At 42.4% G+C, this 15,069-nt stretch carries 10 protein-coding genes, 1 tRNA gene and 1 pseudogene; 6 read left to right on the top strand and 6 right to left on the bottom strand.

Going from position 1 to position 15,069, the window contains the following annotated elements:
- Window positions 1-89: 89 nt before the first annotated feature.
- The 5 genes and pseudogenes from AC0KVP_RS10970 to pyrC form a co-directional block, all read right to left on the bottom strand.
- A pseudogene (locus AC0KVP_RS10970) lies at window positions 90-1,520 on the bottom strand (amino acid permease).
- Window positions 1,521-1,645: 125 nt separating this feature from the next.
- Window positions 1,646-1,807: a hypothetical protein gene (locus tag AC0KVP_RS10965; RefSeq protein ID WP_162841305.1), complete on the bottom strand. Its 162-nt coding sequence runs from the start codon at window positions 1,805-1,807 to the stop codon at window positions 1,646-1,648.
- Between the two features lie 119 nt (window positions 1,808-1,926).
- A tRNA-Glu gene (locus AC0KVP_RS10960) sits at window positions 1,927-2,002 on the bottom strand.
- 20 nt (window positions 2,003-2,022) lie between these two features.
- Window positions 2,023-2,682: a ribonuclease T gene (gene rnt / locus AC0KVP_RS10955; protein ID WP_005399764.1), complete on the bottom strand. Its 660-nt coding sequence runs from the start codon at window positions 2,680-2,682 to the stop codon at window positions 2,023-2,025.
- Window positions 2,667-3,701, bottom strand: a complete 1,035-nt coding sequence (gene pyrC / locus AC0KVP_RS10950) for a dihydroorotase (protein WP_224466791.1) — start codon at window positions 3,699-3,701, stop codon at window positions 2,667-2,669. The genes rnt and pyrC overlap by 16 nt, the downstream gene beginning before the upstream one ends.
- A 151-nt stretch (window positions 3,702-3,852) precedes the next feature.
- On the opposite strand from pyrC, the gene AC0KVP_RS10945 reads away from it, so the two are divergent.
- Entirely contained in the window at window positions 3,853-5,115 is a 1,263-nt protein-coding gene (locus tag AC0KVP_RS10945; RefSeq protein WP_473336636.1) for a GGDEF domain-containing protein, read from the top strand.
- A gap of 55 nt (window positions 5,116-5,170) precedes the next feature.
- Here the strand turns inward: AC0KVP_RS10945 and argG are convergent, their stop codons facing one another.
- The gene (gene argG, locus AC0KVP_RS10940) at window positions 5,171-6,514 is read right to left on the bottom strand and encodes an argininosuccinate synthase (RefSeq protein WP_004694013.1); all 1,344 of its coding nucleotides are present in this window, start codon (window positions 6,512-6,514) and stop codon (window positions 5,171-5,173) included.
- Window positions 6,515-7,140: 626 nt separating this feature from the next.
- Between argG and lldP the strand changes: the two genes are divergently transcribed.
- The 5 genes from lldP (at window position 7,141) to AC0KVP_RS10915 (ending at window position 14,995) form a co-directional block, all read left to right on the top strand.
- Entirely contained in the window at window positions 7,141-8,808 is a 1,668-nt protein-coding gene (lldP, locus tag AC0KVP_RS10935; protein WP_473336634.1) for an L-lactate permease, read from the top strand.
- A gap of 32 nt (window positions 8,809-8,840) precedes the next feature.
- Window positions 8,841-9,584 (top strand): transcriptional regulator LldR, encoded by a 744-nt coding sequence (gene lldR, locus AC0KVP_RS10930; protein ID WP_004694009.1) that lies wholly within the window; start codon window positions 8,841-8,843, stop codon window positions 9,582-9,584.
- 2 nt (window positions 9,585-9,586) lie between these two features.
- On the top strand, window positions 9,587-10,741 hold the full coding sequence (lldD, locus tag AC0KVP_RS10925; RefSeq protein ID WP_473336632.1) for an FMN-dependent L-lactate dehydrogenase LldD: 1,155 nt from the start codon (window positions 9,587-9,589) through the stop codon (window positions 10,739-10,741).
- A gap of 331 nt (window positions 10,742-11,072) precedes the next feature.
- Complete coding sequence (dld, locus tag AC0KVP_RS10920; protein WP_473336630.1) at window positions 11,073-12,770, top strand: D-lactate dehydrogenase; 1,698 nt, start codon at window positions 11,073-11,075, stop codon at window positions 12,768-12,770.
- A 188-nt stretch (window positions 12,771-12,958) separates the two neighbouring features.
- Window positions 12,959-14,995 carry an NADPH-dependent 2,4-dienoyl-CoA reductase gene (locus AC0KVP_RS10915; protein WP_234964097.1) on the top strand — a complete coding sequence of 679 codons (2,037 nt, stop codon included), beginning with the start codon at window positions 12,959-12,961 and terminating at the stop codon, window positions 14,993-14,995.
- Window positions 14,996-15,069: the final 74 nt, after the last annotated feature.

Below are 15,069 nucleotides of genomic sequence, written 5' to 3'. Positions count from 1 at the left end.
GGCAAAACAAGTAATTAAATTGAATGAATTTTTTATTGTTGCAAAAGTGAGCCCAAAAAATAAGCTTGAGCTCACTTTGCTGAAGGTACTTAGTTTTTATTATGATAGAGCCAATAGTAACTAGCATAGCAAGCCGCCATAAAGAGCAAGCAGCCAATAAAACCTGAAAGCATTTCAGGGTCAGCCGCCATACTTAAGCCTGTTGCTGTACAGCAGATAAAGCCTAGGATCGGAACCAACGGATACCAAGGGGTACGGAATTTCAGCTCCGATAAAGCCCGCCCTTGCTTTAACCATTGGCGACGGAAGTTAAACTGACTCCAGCAAATACTCATCCAGACAATCACCATAGTGAATGCTGCAACACCCATCAAGTTCTTAAAAATGACATCTGCACCAAACTGCTCTGAGAGCAAGCCCGGCAAGCCACCAATCATGGTGACCCAAATAGCAATATAAGGCACGCCAGATTTACTTACTTTAGCAAAAAGCTTGGGGAGTTGGTTTTGTGAGGACAGGGCCCACATCATACGAGATGCGGCATATAAGCCTGAGTTCGCAGTTGATAATAATGCCGTGATAATTACAAAACGGATAAAGTCTTCGGCATAGGGAATGCCCATTTGGGTGAATACAGTCACAAATGGACTGCTGCTTAAGCCGCCATGTCCACCCACTTGCAAACCAGTGTTGCTATAGCTAAGTAGCGAACTGATGACAATGATAGTACCAACAAAGAAAATAATCAGGCGCTAAACCGCGGCATGAATGGCTTTGGGCACATTTTTTTCTGGGTTTTCAGTTTCACCTGCGGCAATACCAATCATTTCTGTGCCATTAAAAGCGAAATTCACAATTAATAAAGTGGTAAACAAAGGAATAAGACCATTCGGTAGCCAGCCTTGTGCGGTTAAGTTGTTAAATAAGGGTGCAGACTCATACCCCTGAAAAGGGATAACACCGAAAATACAGGCAAAGCCTAATAGAATGAAAATAAGTACAGTTGCGACTTTAATCATGGAGAGCCAAAACTCAGACTCTGCAAAAGCTCGGGTTGAACTGAGGTTTGAAATCAGTACACCACTGGCAAAGATTAACGTCCATAACCAGATCGACGTTTGTGGGAACCATTCCTGTACCAAAATTGCTGCTGCGGTAAATTCTGTGCCGAGTGTTGCCGACCAGCCGAGCCAATACATCCACGACACCATATAACCTGTGCCAGGGCCAATATAAAGTGTTGCAAAGGCTCCAAATGAACCAGAAACAGGTAAATGTACTGCAAGCTCCCCAAGGCAAAGCATGACCATATATGCGATCAACCCGCCAATAATATAAGCCAGTACAGCACCGAGAGGGCCTGCTTGAGAAATAACTTCGCCTGAGCCCATGAACAGGCCTGTGCCAATGGCACCACCAAGCGATAACATGATCAGGTGGCGTGTGCTCATGGCACGTTTTAATGAGGTATTTTGCGGTGAATCAGTTGAGGATTGCGAAGGCGGCGTTGCAGATTGCATAGAAAATCAAACAATGGGCTTAAAGTTATATTCTAGTTTTTAATAAGATGAAAAATCACGTGAATTGAAATTTTCTGATGAACTATCGGTATCAATTTAAAAAACAAATGTTTAAAGTCAATTTTTTAGTGGTCGGGTGTTGGATAAGAAGAGCTGTTTTCAGCACTTGAATGTAGTTCTTGTGCAACAGGGTCTTGTTTGGTGTTATTGGTCCCTTGTTGGACAAACCATAGATAAAAAATAGAAGGCGATAGGATCAATAAAAAGATTAAAAACTTCTTAAGCATAGCAATCAACCTTGAAAAACACGAAGCATCGTATAGCGAGTGCATGGTTAAAATTGAAATGAAATATCGGTGGTCTATCAGAACCGATTAAATAAAAAGTGTTATTTTCTAGAAAAAGATGGCGTCCCTACGGGGATTCGAACCCCGGTTACCGCCGTGAAAGGGCGATGTCCTAGGCCTCTAGACGATAGGGACGTTGCGAGGATGGCGGTATCTTATTGATCCGCCACCAGAGTGTCAAGTAGGTGTGGCGCGAGTTTGTTCAAAATATAACAGAACAGTTCGGCGGTCTTTTGAGTGTCGTATAAAGCCGAGTGGGCCTCTCTACCATCGAACTCAATCCCTGCTTGAATACATGACTTCGCAAGAACGGTTTGTCCAAACATCACAGCACTTAAGGTGACGGTGTCAAATACAGAGAAACTGTGAAATGGGTTTTGATTTTTAGTCCCTGTACGGGCAATCGCTGCCTGTACAAAACCTAAATCAAAGTGGGCGTTATGACCGACCAAGACCGCATGTGTACAGTTCTGTTGGCGACGGACTTCATTGACGGCTTTAAAAATACGTTTTAATGCTGTTTTTTCGTCTTCAGCCATGGCCATGCGCATGGGATTAAAGGGGTCAATACCAATAAAGTCCAATGAGCGACGGTCTAGATTTGCACCTTCAAAGGGGTTGATATGCGCATGATGTGCAGGACCCGGTACAAATTGACCTTCTTCATTATAAATAATCGGAATTGCAGCAATTTCCAATAAGGCATCGGTCTGTGCATTAAAACCTGCTGTTTCGACATCGACAACAACAGGTAGAAAACCACGGAAACGCTGACCAATTATTGGCAATGTTTCATTTGTCACACTTTTCTCCATTGAATGGTTTTACCCGCATACAGCGGAATAATGTGTTCACCATCCAAATAGTCTAAACTCTCAGGGATGACTTGGTCTTCTTTTACGAGTGTAATTGTTGAAGTATTACGCGGTAGACCGTAGAAGTCTGCACCAAAGTGGCTGGCAAAACCTTCAAGGCGTTCAAGCTTACCCACTTGATCGAATGCTTGAGCATAAAGTTCAATTGCCGTTGGTGCGCTGTAGCAGCCTGCACATCCACATGCATTTTCTTTGGCATTTTTAGAGTGTGGTGCACTGTCTGTGCCTAAGAAAAACTTAGGGTTGGCACTGGTCGCAACTTCGAGCAAAGTTTGCTGATGGGTTTGACGTTTTAAAATGGGTAAGCAATAGAAGTGCGGTTTAATACCACCAACCAACATATCATTACGGTTAAACAGTAAATGCTGCGGAGTAATGGTTGCAGCCACATTGCGGTCTTGTTCTAAAACAAAGTTGGCTGCTTCACTGGTGGTAATGTGTTCTAAAACCAACTTCAGTTTTGGAAATTGCTTTAGCAGCGGAGAAAGAACTTCATCTAAGAAGCGCTTTTCGCGGTCGAAAATATCGACATGATTGTGTGTAACTTCGCCATGCAGAAGTAATGGAACCTGATGTTCTTCAAGTTGCTCAATAACGGCATAGACTTTACGAATGTCGCTTACACCATTGTCTGAGTTGGTGGTCGCGCCAGCAGGGTAGAGTTTAATCGCATTTACAAACTCAGAGTTTTTAATTTTTTTGACTTCTTCAGGCGAAGTTGTGTCAGTAAAATACAACACCATACGTGGGTCGAAGGGATTGCCTTCTGGTACGTGCGCCATGATGCGTTCACGGTACGCATTCGCTTCCTCAACTGTTTTAACAGGCGGTACGGTATTTGGCATACAAATAGCGCGTGAAAACTGTTGGGCTAAATCGGGAACCGTACGTTGTAATGCAAGACCATCACGAAGGTGAGCGTGCCAGTCATCTGGCTGGAGGATCGTAATCGTATTCAAGGCGATTTCTGTCAAAGAAATAAAACAGATGATAATGCATATACGGCAAAAATGGTAATGACAAATAAAGGCATCTTGTCTGATTATTATGATTTATCTTTGTAAATTTGTGTTATTTTTAAGCAACTACAAGAATTAAATCTGGTCTGGTATGGAATATAAATACAACCTCGCCAAACTTCAGTACGATAAAGAAAAAATGGAAGAGCTGATTACACGACACAACCGTCGTATTGGTCAGGTTTTTCCTCAGAAATTAGAACAAGAGTTTTGGCGATTAAACTTAGAGCGCGCGCGTCGCAATATTAATGACTTTCTTTGGTCTGGTGTTTTGGCTTATTTTATTTTCGCCATTTTAACGATTCCGGGGGATTATTGGATTATTGAGCAGTCTCATTTTAAACAAGATTTTATTCATTGTTTATTGGGGCTGCTAAATGGTGCTGTTTGTCTTTTATTCCTTTATGTTTTTTCACATTTTACCAAACTAAAGCCTTTTTTTGCCTATGCAGCCATGTTTGCTGTGTTTTGGGCTGTGATCTCGACGACTTGGTTGACCATGTCGGTACATACCGAAGCTTTGCGCCATCAAGCAATGATGATTATCTGCATGATTTATGTCTTGGGGTATTTGCTAACTGGAGTAAAGCCAGGATATGTTTTTATCACAGGCGTAGTAGCTGCTGGGGTTTCATTTTTAGTCCTGATTTCGACTCTAGTCAAGTTTGACGCGATCGTGATGGGGCGTGTGATGTTTGGTAGCTGTTTGCTGGGGTTTATCATTAGTCGTATGATTTATGCTCGCGAGCGCATCATTTTTTTAAATATTCGCCGTGCTAAAATTAGTGAAAAAATACATCGAATACATACTTCAGAATTGCTGCATTTGAGTCAGAATGATGAGCTGACAAAGATCTCAAATCGGCGTAATTTTGACGAAATGATGGATACCTATTATGAGCAATCACGTCAGGATGAAACACCTTTATCCATTTTGTTCATCGATGTTGATTTTTTCAAAAAATATAACGACTTTTATGGTCACCAAAAGGGCGATGATGTGATTTCATCGATTGCAAAATCTATTAAAAATGCGATTCGACATATGGATTTTGTGGCGCGTTATGGCGGCGAAGAGTTTGTGGTGTTATTGCCAGAAACCGACGCACATGGCGCTTATGCGGTGGCTTCAAATATTTACCGAGCGATTGAGCGTTTGGAAATTCCGCATGAAATGTCTGAAGTGTCTCCATTTGTCACTATTAGTTTAGGGATTACAGTCTTTAAAGGTGAGGTGGATTTGAGCAAAGTCGAGTTGCTGGGGATCGCAGATCAGGCTTTATACCGCGCCAAGCAATTGGGGCGTAATCAGATTTATTATCAGCCTTTAACCACATCGACGTGTATAGAATGAATCGCTAAAATAAAAAAACCGCTCTTATGAGCGGTTTTTTTGACATTCAACAAGCTTATTTGTTTTTGTCTTTTAACTGTGGAACAGCAGAACCAGTACCTACAGCTAATAAACCAGTATTGGTATAAATACCAAGTTTCGCACGAGTATCGGTAATGTCCAAGTTACGCATAGTTAACTGACCAATACGGTCCATTGGCGTAAACATTGAATCACCTTTCTCCATCGTCAAACGCTCAGCTTCATAAGTGAGGTTTTCAGACTCAGTGTTCATGATGGTGTAGTCATTACCACGACGAAGTTCTAAAGTCACAGTACCTGTGATGGCTTTCGCAACCCAACGTTGTGCAGTTTCACGAAGCATTAATGCTTGAGAGTCGAACCAACGACCTTGGTAAAGTAAACGACCTAAACGTAGCCCGTTGATGCGGTACTGTTCAATCGTGTCTTCATTATGAATACCTGTCACCAAGCGCTCATAAGCAATATGTAGAAGTGCCATACCTGGTGCTTCATAAATACCGCGAGATTTTGCTTCAATAATACGGTTTTCGATTTGGTCTGACATACCTAGACCATGACGACCACCGATACGGTTGGCTTCAAGGATGAACTCAACAGGGTCTTCGATACGTTGACCATTGATTGCAACAGGGAAGCCTTCTTCAAAAGTAATCGATACTTCTTCAGCTTTAACTTCTACGTCGTCTTTCCAGAATGCAACGCCCATGATTGGGTCAACAATTTTGATCCCTGCATTGAGGTATTCAAGATCTTTTGCTTCGTGGGTCGCACCCAACATGTTTGAGTCAGTTGAGTAAGCTTTTTCTTTTGACATTTTGTAGTCAAAGCCGTTGTCGATCAAGAATTGCGACATTTCAGCACGGCCACCTAATTCATCAATAAACGTTTGGTCTAACCAAGGTTTATAGATTTTAAGTGCAGGGTTGGTCAACAAACCATAACGGTAGAAACGTTCAATATCGTTTCCTTTATATGTTGAACCATCACCCCAGATGTTGACATCATCTTCTTTCATTGCGGTAACAAGCATAGTCCCTGTTACTGCACGACCCAATGGCGTGGTGTTGAAATACGGTACACCACCAGTTGAAATGTGGAACGCACCACATTGAATCGCAGCAATACCTTCAAGGGCAAGCTGTAAACGGCAGTCAACTAAGCGAGCTTTTACTGCGCCATACGCTTCCGCTTTTTTGGGAATCGCATCGTAGTCGTCTTCATCAGGCTGACCTAAGTTTGCTGTATAAGCATAAGGTTCTGCGCCTTTTTGTTTCATCCACAAAAGTGCAGCTGAAGTATCTAGACCACCAGAGAAGGCAATACCAACTTTTTTGCCAACTGGGACATTCTGCAAGATAGTTGCATTATCAGTCATTGTTAATCCTAACGATATAAATATAGGCACCGAGAATAGGTGGCCTGAAAGAATACATATGTCCGCGATTGTAGCACTTTTCCAAATGGTTTTTCTAAAAAATCATAGGGCTTTAAAAATATTAAAGCTCATGCGCATATCGATACTGTTGAAAAATTTCTGGAGAAAATCGGTTTCTATATTGTGTGTTCACTTTTTGTCTTTTTAGAAGATGTTTAGGCTGTAAATTAATCAGAAAAGTGGGGAAGTTGGTTTGGTTTTAAATTGGTATTACCAATATTGTGTGATTTTTCCATTTTTTGAGGATTAAGCTGGATTTAAGTTGGGTGATTATTTTTTATATTATTAGACTAAAGTCTAAAATTGGCATTATTTACATAAAAATACCAGTAAAAACAATGATATTAATTTGATTGAAATATGATCTAGTTTACAAAGGTAGTTTGTATTGGTCATACCAATGTTAACTTTTAATTGAAGTTTTACTTCATTTTAAATCAAAATAAGCCAAGTATAAGTCATTATTGGTTTGTTTCTCTTTACAGTTGCTTATATTGGTCTGTCCAATATTGGCAAAAGTGCCAATAATATGCTCAAAATTAAATCTTAGTAAGCATTTCAAGGAGATGACAATGCTTCAATGGCAGCAAATGTATGACCCGATGGGGAATATTTGGATTTCAAGTCTAATTGCACTGATTCCGATTATCTTCTTCTTTTTGGCGCTCGCGGTATTTCGTTTAAAAGGCAGTGTGGCAGGTACGATCACTGTTGTACTTGCACTTCTTGTCTCTTTATTTGCCTATAAGATGCCTGTGCTGATGGCATTCGCATCGATGGCTTATGGTTTCCTCTACGGTTTATGGCCGATTGCATGGATCATTATTGGTGCTGTATTCCTGTATAAAATTTCAGTGAAGACAGGCCAGTTCGACATCATTCGTTCTTCTATTCTCTCAATTACTGAAGACCAGCGTTTACAAATGCTGTTGGTGGGTTTTGCTTTCGGTACCTTCTTAGAGGGTGCGGCAGGCTTTGGTGCTCCTGTGGCGATTACCGCAGCACTATTAGTCGGTTTAGGCTTTAAACCTTTATATGCAGCAGGTCTCTGTCTAATCGTAAACACAGCACCTGTAGCTTTTGGTGCGATGGGTATTCCAATTATTGTTGCTGGACAAGTCTCTGGTGTCGATACGATGGAAATCAGCCAAATGGTGGGCCGTCAGCTACCATTTATGGTGCCAATCGTGTTGTTCTGGATTATGGCAATCATGGATGGCTGGCGTGGTGTTAAAGAAACATGGCCAGCAGTTGTGGTGGGCGCAAGTAGCTTTGCAATTGCACAATACTTAACTTCTAACTTTGTTGGTCCAGAATTACCCGATATTACGGCTGCAATTGCATCCTTGGTTTCTTTAACAATTTTGTTTAAATGCTGGCAGCCGAAGCACATTTTCCGTTTTGCAGATCAAGATGCAACGATGAGTGAAGATGTGGCTGCACAAAAACAGCAAAAATACACTGTAGGACAAATTGCAAAAGCATGGTCTCCATTCGCGATTTTAACTGTGATGGTGACGATCTGGAGTGTGAAACCGTTTAAGGATTTATTTGCCAAAGACGGTGCATTGCATGATCTCGTGATTTCAATCAAAGTACCATTTTTGCATCAAATGATTCAAAAAATGCCGCCTGTGGTTGCTGAAATTAAAGACTATGACGCGATTTACAAGTTTGACTGGATCTCGGCTACAGGAACTGCGATCTTTATTGCAGCATTGATCACCATTGCCTATTTGAAGATGAAACCGAAAGATGCTGTGGTAACTTTTGGTGAAACCCTGAATGAGTTGAAAGTTCCCATTTATTCAATTGGTATGGTGTTGTCTTTTGCTTTTATCGCAAACTATTCGGGTATGTCTTCGACCTTGGCTTTGGCCCTTGCACATACCGGTTCAGCATTTACGTTCTTCTCACCTTTCTTGGGTTGGTTGGGGGTATTCCTCACAGGTTCAGATACTTCTGCCAATGCACTGTTTTCAGCACTTCAAGCCACTACGGCTCAGCAAATTGGTGTGCCAGAAGTTTTACTGGTGGCAGCCAATACCAGTGGTGGTGTGACCGGTAAGATGATTTCACCTCAATCGATTGCGATTGCGTGTGCGGCGGTAGGACTGGTTGGTAAAGAGTCTGATTTATTCCGTTTTACCTTAAAACACAGTATAACGTTCACAATTATGATGGGTATTATGATTACCCTACAAGCTTATGTGTTCCCATGGATGATTCCATAACACAAATTGTGTATCAACGTTAAGGAAAGCAGATGAAAGTCTCCGATAAAGCTGTACAAAGCCTGCGTGTATTGATTGAACAAAGCAATATGCAAGTTGGAGACCGTCTGCCTGCTGAAAGAAAACTGTGTGAACAGCTTCAAGTCTCTCGCTCTTCTTTAAGAGAGGCCATTTCGCAGTTGACCAGCATGGGTATGTTGGTCAGCAAAGTGGGGGCGGGGACTTTTTTAAAACAATTACCAGCAACTTGGTCCAGTTATCAAATCGTACAACCGATTAGTAATTTGATGAGTGAAGATCCTGCCTACCGATTTGATGTGCAAGAGGCGCGCATTATTTTAGAAGGTGGAACAACTTGGTATGCAGCACAACGCGCAACCCAAGAAGATCTGGTGAACATCAGACATCATTATGATCAGATTAACCATTTTCAGGCTTTGGGAAATGATGACGAGGCAGCTCGTGCAGATGCGAAATTTCATTTAGCGATTGCTGAAGCATCTCATAATTTGGTCTTGATTCAGATGATGCGTGGTCTGTTCGATTTGTTGCAGTTCAACGTCGCTTTGGGACGCCGAAAAGTCTATAGCGAAGCACACCGTTTTGATCAATTGCATGATCAGCATTTTCAAGTCATGAATGCAATTGAACGTCGTGATCCAGAAGCTGCACGTAAAGCAGTCTGTGGACACATTGAGTTTGTAGTACAACAGGTGCGAATGATTGATGAAGAAGAAGCTCGTCGTCAGCGCGCCAGTCGATTAAACAGGATATAAGCATGATTATTTCTTCTGCCAATGACTACCGTGAAGCGGCACGACGTCGTTTACCGCCATTTTTATTCCATTACATCGATGGTGGTGCGTATGCAGAATATACCCTGAAGCGCAATGTAGAAGATCTATCAAAAATTGCTTTGCGCCAGCGTGTACTGAACGACATGTCGCAGTTAAGTTTAGAGACCAAACTGTTTGATGAAACTTTGTCGATGCCTGTTGCATTATCTCCTGTGGGTTTAACAGGCATGTATGCACGCCGCGGCGAAGTTCAAGCTGCGGTCGCTGCAGATAACAAGGGTATTCCATTTACACTATCTACCGTTTCAGTATGTCCAATTGAAGAAGTGGCACCTGCGATTCAGCGTCCAATGTGGTTCCAGCTCTATGTACTGCGTGACCGTGGTTTCATGAAAAATGCTTTGGAGCGTGCTAAAGCGGCAGGCTGTTCAACCTTGGTGTTTACTGTGGATATGCCTGTTCCGGGCGCGCGTTACCGCGATGCCCACTCGGGTATGAGTGGCCCAAATGCAGCAATGCGCCGTTATATGCAGTCGTGTTTCCACCCACACTGGGCGTGGAATGTCGGCATGATGGGACGTCCGCATGACTTGGGCAATATTTCTAAATACTTAGGTAAGCCTACAGGTCTAGAAGATTATATTGGTTGGTTAGGTTCTAACTTTGATCCGTCTATTTCGTGGAAAGACCTTGAGTGGATTCGTGAGTTTTGGGATGGGCCAATGGTCATTAAAGGAATTTTGGATCCTGAAGATGCCAAAGATGCAGTGCGTTTCGGTGCAGATGGGATTGTGGTTTCAAACCATGGTGGTCGTCAGCTCGATGGCGTTTTATCTTCTGCACGCGCACTTCCACCAATTGCAGATGCAGTCAAAGGCGATATTAAAATCCTCGCGGATTCGGGTATTCGTAATGGTCTAGACGTTGTGCGTATGCTGGCGTTGGGTGCAGACACGTGTATGCTTGGTCGTGCCTTTGTTTATGCTCTAGGTGCAGCAGGCGGTGAAGGTGTTTCAAATCTTTTAGAATTGATTGATAAAGAAATGCGTGTTGCCATGACTTTAACAGGGGCAAAAACCATTGCTGATATTACATCTGACTGTTTAGTGAAGTTAGAACGAGAGTTGGCTGAGTAAGTTTTTAATAATTTCTATTGTATGAAAATGGATAGTGTGAAGTTGTTTTAATTCACAATGTAAATCTCCCCTAACCCCTCTTTATAAAAGAGGGGAATGTTGTAAATTAATTGATTGTAAAATTTGCAATACTCTCCCTTTGTAAACGGAGGGGCTTGTTTTTACTTGAATTGATCTAGGTAAAAGAAAAGTCCCCCTTTGGAAAAGGGGGATATAGGGGGATTTCAAATATGGAATTTATCTTTGCACTTTGAATTCGAATATAAGAAGTTAAATAAATGAATAAATAAACATTATTCCTTAATTAAAATTTGGAATAGGAAAACTCCTTATGCAAACTCAATTATCTCCACAGCAAACTATTCAAAAACTCATCACCATTGTTGGTAAACAACACGTTTTAACTGACGATAAAGACACACGTTTATACCGCCAAGGTCGTCGTTACGGTGCAGGGAAAGTACTAGCTGTTGTTGCACCAGGGTCATTACTGGAACAGTGGCAAGTACTGCAAGCGGCTGTTGAGGCAGATTGTATTGTAATTATGCAAGCAGCCAATACAGGTTTGACCGGTGGTTCAACGCCTTTTGGCGATGACTATGACCGTCCTGTGGTACTGATCAGCACGCGTCGTTTGGTTGGCATTCAGGTTATTAATGACGGTCAGCAAGTGATTTGTCTACCCGGTGCAACGCTAGATCGTCTTGAAAAAGAGTTGGTACCATTTAATCGGGAACCGCATTCGGTGATTGGTTCATCGTGTATTGGAGCTTCAGTTTTAGGTGGCGTCTGTAATAACTCAGGCGGTGCTTTGGTGCGCCGTGGTCCTGCTTATACTGAGCTGGCATTGTATGCCCGTGTTAATGATGATGGTCAGTTAGAGTTGGTGAATCATCTAGGGGTAAATCTCGGAGATACACCTGAAGAAATTCTAAGCAAGCTTGAAACGAAAAATTATCAAATCGGCGATATTATCAATAACTCAGACTGCTGCGCATCGGACCATCGTTATGGACATGATGTTAAACAAGTTGATGAAAATACGCCTGCACGTTTTAATGCCGATCCGTCTCGTTTATATGAAGCATCGGGTTCGGCAGGTAAAGTGTGTGTTTTTGCCGTACGTTTGGATACCTTTGAAAAAATCCCAAGTCAGGTGTTCTATGTAGGTACAAACTCACATGATGATTTGACTGCAATTCGACGTTTTTTACTAAAAGATTTGCCGCGATTGCCGATTGCAGGGGAATACATCCACCGTGTGGCTTATGACATTGGGGCGGAGTACGGCAAAGATACCTTTATGTTCATTGAAAAACTCGGCACAGCCAAAGTACCTGCTGCATTTGCAATGAAAGATAAGGTCGATGCATACTTAGAAAAATTTGGTATGAAAGGACTGTCAGATAAAGTCCTGCAATTGATCACCAAATTTTTGCCTAATCATTTACCGAAACGGATGAATGCTTTCCGTGATCTGTATGAACATCACTTGGTTATTCGGGTTGAAAATCAAGATGTCGAGCAAGTTGAAAGCTTTTTAAGACATTATTTCCAAGATAAAACCTCAGGTGATTTTTTCCACTGTACAGAGGAAGAAGGACGTAAAGCATTTTTACATCGCTTTGCCGTTGCAGGTGCAGCAATTCGCTATCGGGATACGCACCGTTCAGAAGTTGAAGATATTGTAGCTCTGGATATCGCATTGCGTCGTAATGATCGCGAGTGGGTGGAAACCTTACCCAAAGAGATGGATGATCTGATTGTTCATAAACTCTATTATGGTCACTTTTTATGTCATGTGTTTCATCAGGACTATATTGTGAAAAAAGGCGTGGATCCTTTGGCGATGGAACATCAAATGTGGCATTTACTGGATGCTCGTGGGGCGGAATACCCAGCTGAGCATAATGTCGGACATTTATATGTAGCAAAACCTGCACTACGAACGCATTATGAAAAGCTTGATCCAACCAATAGTTTTAATGTGGGTATTGGTCAAACCAGTAAGTTAAAGCATTGGCAGTAAAGGACTTTGGTCTAAAAAACTAAACCAGTGAGGGCAACGTCACTGGTTTTTTTATTGTCTATGTTTTTGAGAGCTCAGTTGAATTGACCGTAGATGCCAAGAATTTTTTATAAATTGTCATCCCAATATTTTAAAAAACAGCTAAAGTAGTATGCAACAAGTTGCAAAGCCAAAGATAAGGATTCATGATGACAACCAATAGCTATGCACATATTTTAAAACCCTTACATTTGGGTTTTACCACCATTAAAAACCGTGTGGTGATGGGCTCCATGCATACGGGCTTGGAAGATCGTTTTTATAATTATCCAAAATTGGCAGCATACTTCGGTGAGCGTGCTAAAGGCGGAGTCGGCCTGATCATTACAGGCGGGATTTCTCCAAACCGTCAAGGTTGGCTCCTTCCTGCGGGCGGGACGATGAATACGCTGGGGGATATTGCTCCACATCGTTTAGTGACCCATGCCGTACATAAGCATGGCGCAAAAATTTTAATGCAGATTTTGCATGCTGGACGTTATGGCTATCAACCCTTTGTTGTTTCTGCCAGCCCAATCAAGTCGCCGATTTCGCCTTTTAAACCGCGTCAAATGTCTGAAAAACAAATCTTGAATACCATTGATGACTACGTTAACTGCGCTAGTCTTGCCAAAAAGGCAGGCTATGACGGTGTGGAAATTATGGGTTCAGAAGGTTATTTACTGAATCAGTTCTTAAGCCGTCATGTGAACCAACGTGAAGACCGTTGGGGTGGGCCGATTGAAAACCGTATGCGTTTTGCGGTCGAAATTGTCAAAGGGATACGTGCACAAGTCGGCGAGAAATTTATTATTTGCTTCCGTTTGTCATTGCTAGATTTAGTGCATGATGGCAATACCATGCAAGAAGTGATTACCATTGCGCAAGCACTAGAAAAAGCAGGCATTACCTTGTTGAATACAGGGATTGGCTGGCATGAAGCGCGAATTCCGACCATTGTGACTTCTGTGCCACGTGCTGCTTTTGTTGACTATACTGCGGAAGTGAAAAAGCACGTGGCTGTGCCAGTGATTGCCTCAAACCGTATCAATATGCCAGACACGGCAGAAGAGATTTTGGCATCGGGCAAAGCGGATATGGTGCAAATGGCGCGTCCGTTATTGGCCGATGCTTTTTGGGTGAATAAAACAGCGACTAATCGTATCGACGAGATCAATACGTGTATCGCTTGTAACCAAGCATGTTTAGATCATACTTTTAAAAACCTACGTGCAACCTGTTTAGTCAACCCACGTGCAGCGTTTGAAACAGAGTTGGTTTATTTGAAAGCGAAACAACCGAAACGAGTTGCTGTTGTTGGTGGTGGTGTCGCAGGTATGTCGGCCGCGACGGTTGCAGCCAGTCGTGGACACCAAGTGACATTGTTTGAAGCAAGTCATGAAGTGGGTGGACAGTTCAACCTGGCAAAAGTTGTACCCGGTAAAGAAGAGTTTCATGAAACCATTCGTTATTTCAAAGTACAGATTGAAAAAACGGGAGTCGACTTACGTTTAAACACCAAGGTGAATCGTGAGCAGCTTGAGCGTGAAGGCTTTGAAGAAATTATCATTGCCACGGGTGTTGTGCCACGTGCATTACGTATCGAAGGGAGTGATTCACCGCAAGTCTTGTCTTATGCAGAAGTGTTACGCGGCGCACCTGTCGGTCGAAAAGTTGCGGTGATTGGTGCTGGAGGGATTGGTTTTGATGTGTCTGAGTATTTATTGAAACCAGAGCATCAACCTCAGCCACAACCGCTTGCAGATTGGCAACGTGAATGGGGCGTAGATCCAAACCCGAATTATGTTTCTGAAGGAGGCACGCAGGCCGCAGAAGTTCATCCGCCTGTTCGTGAGATTTATTTATTACAGCGTAAAACCTCTGCACTTGGAGCAGGTTTGGGCAAAACTTCGGGCTGGGTACACCGTGCACAGTTGAAAAAGCATGCAGTACGTATGTTACGTGGGGTTCAGTACAAAGCTGTGACTGATGAAGGGCTTTGGGTGGATATGGCAGGACAAGATCAATTGCTCCGTGTCGATACTATCGTCGTGTGTGCTGGGCAGGAGTCAGTGAAAGACTTGATGCCAAGTTCTGAGCAAAATACATTAGCGAATTATCACATTATTGGTGGTGCTAAGCTGGCGGCTGAGTTAGATGCGAAGCGTGCGATTCGCGAAGGTGCAGAAATCGCTTCGAAATTATAAGCTTTTGATGAAACAATATGCAGTTGGTTGCTTTGACGGTAAGTTTTACTTGTCATGAAAACAAAAGCTCCGTA

This window comes from Acinetobacter sp. DL27 (assembly GCF_055810995.1).
This window is presented reverse-complemented; position numbering and strand designations above follow the sequence as displayed.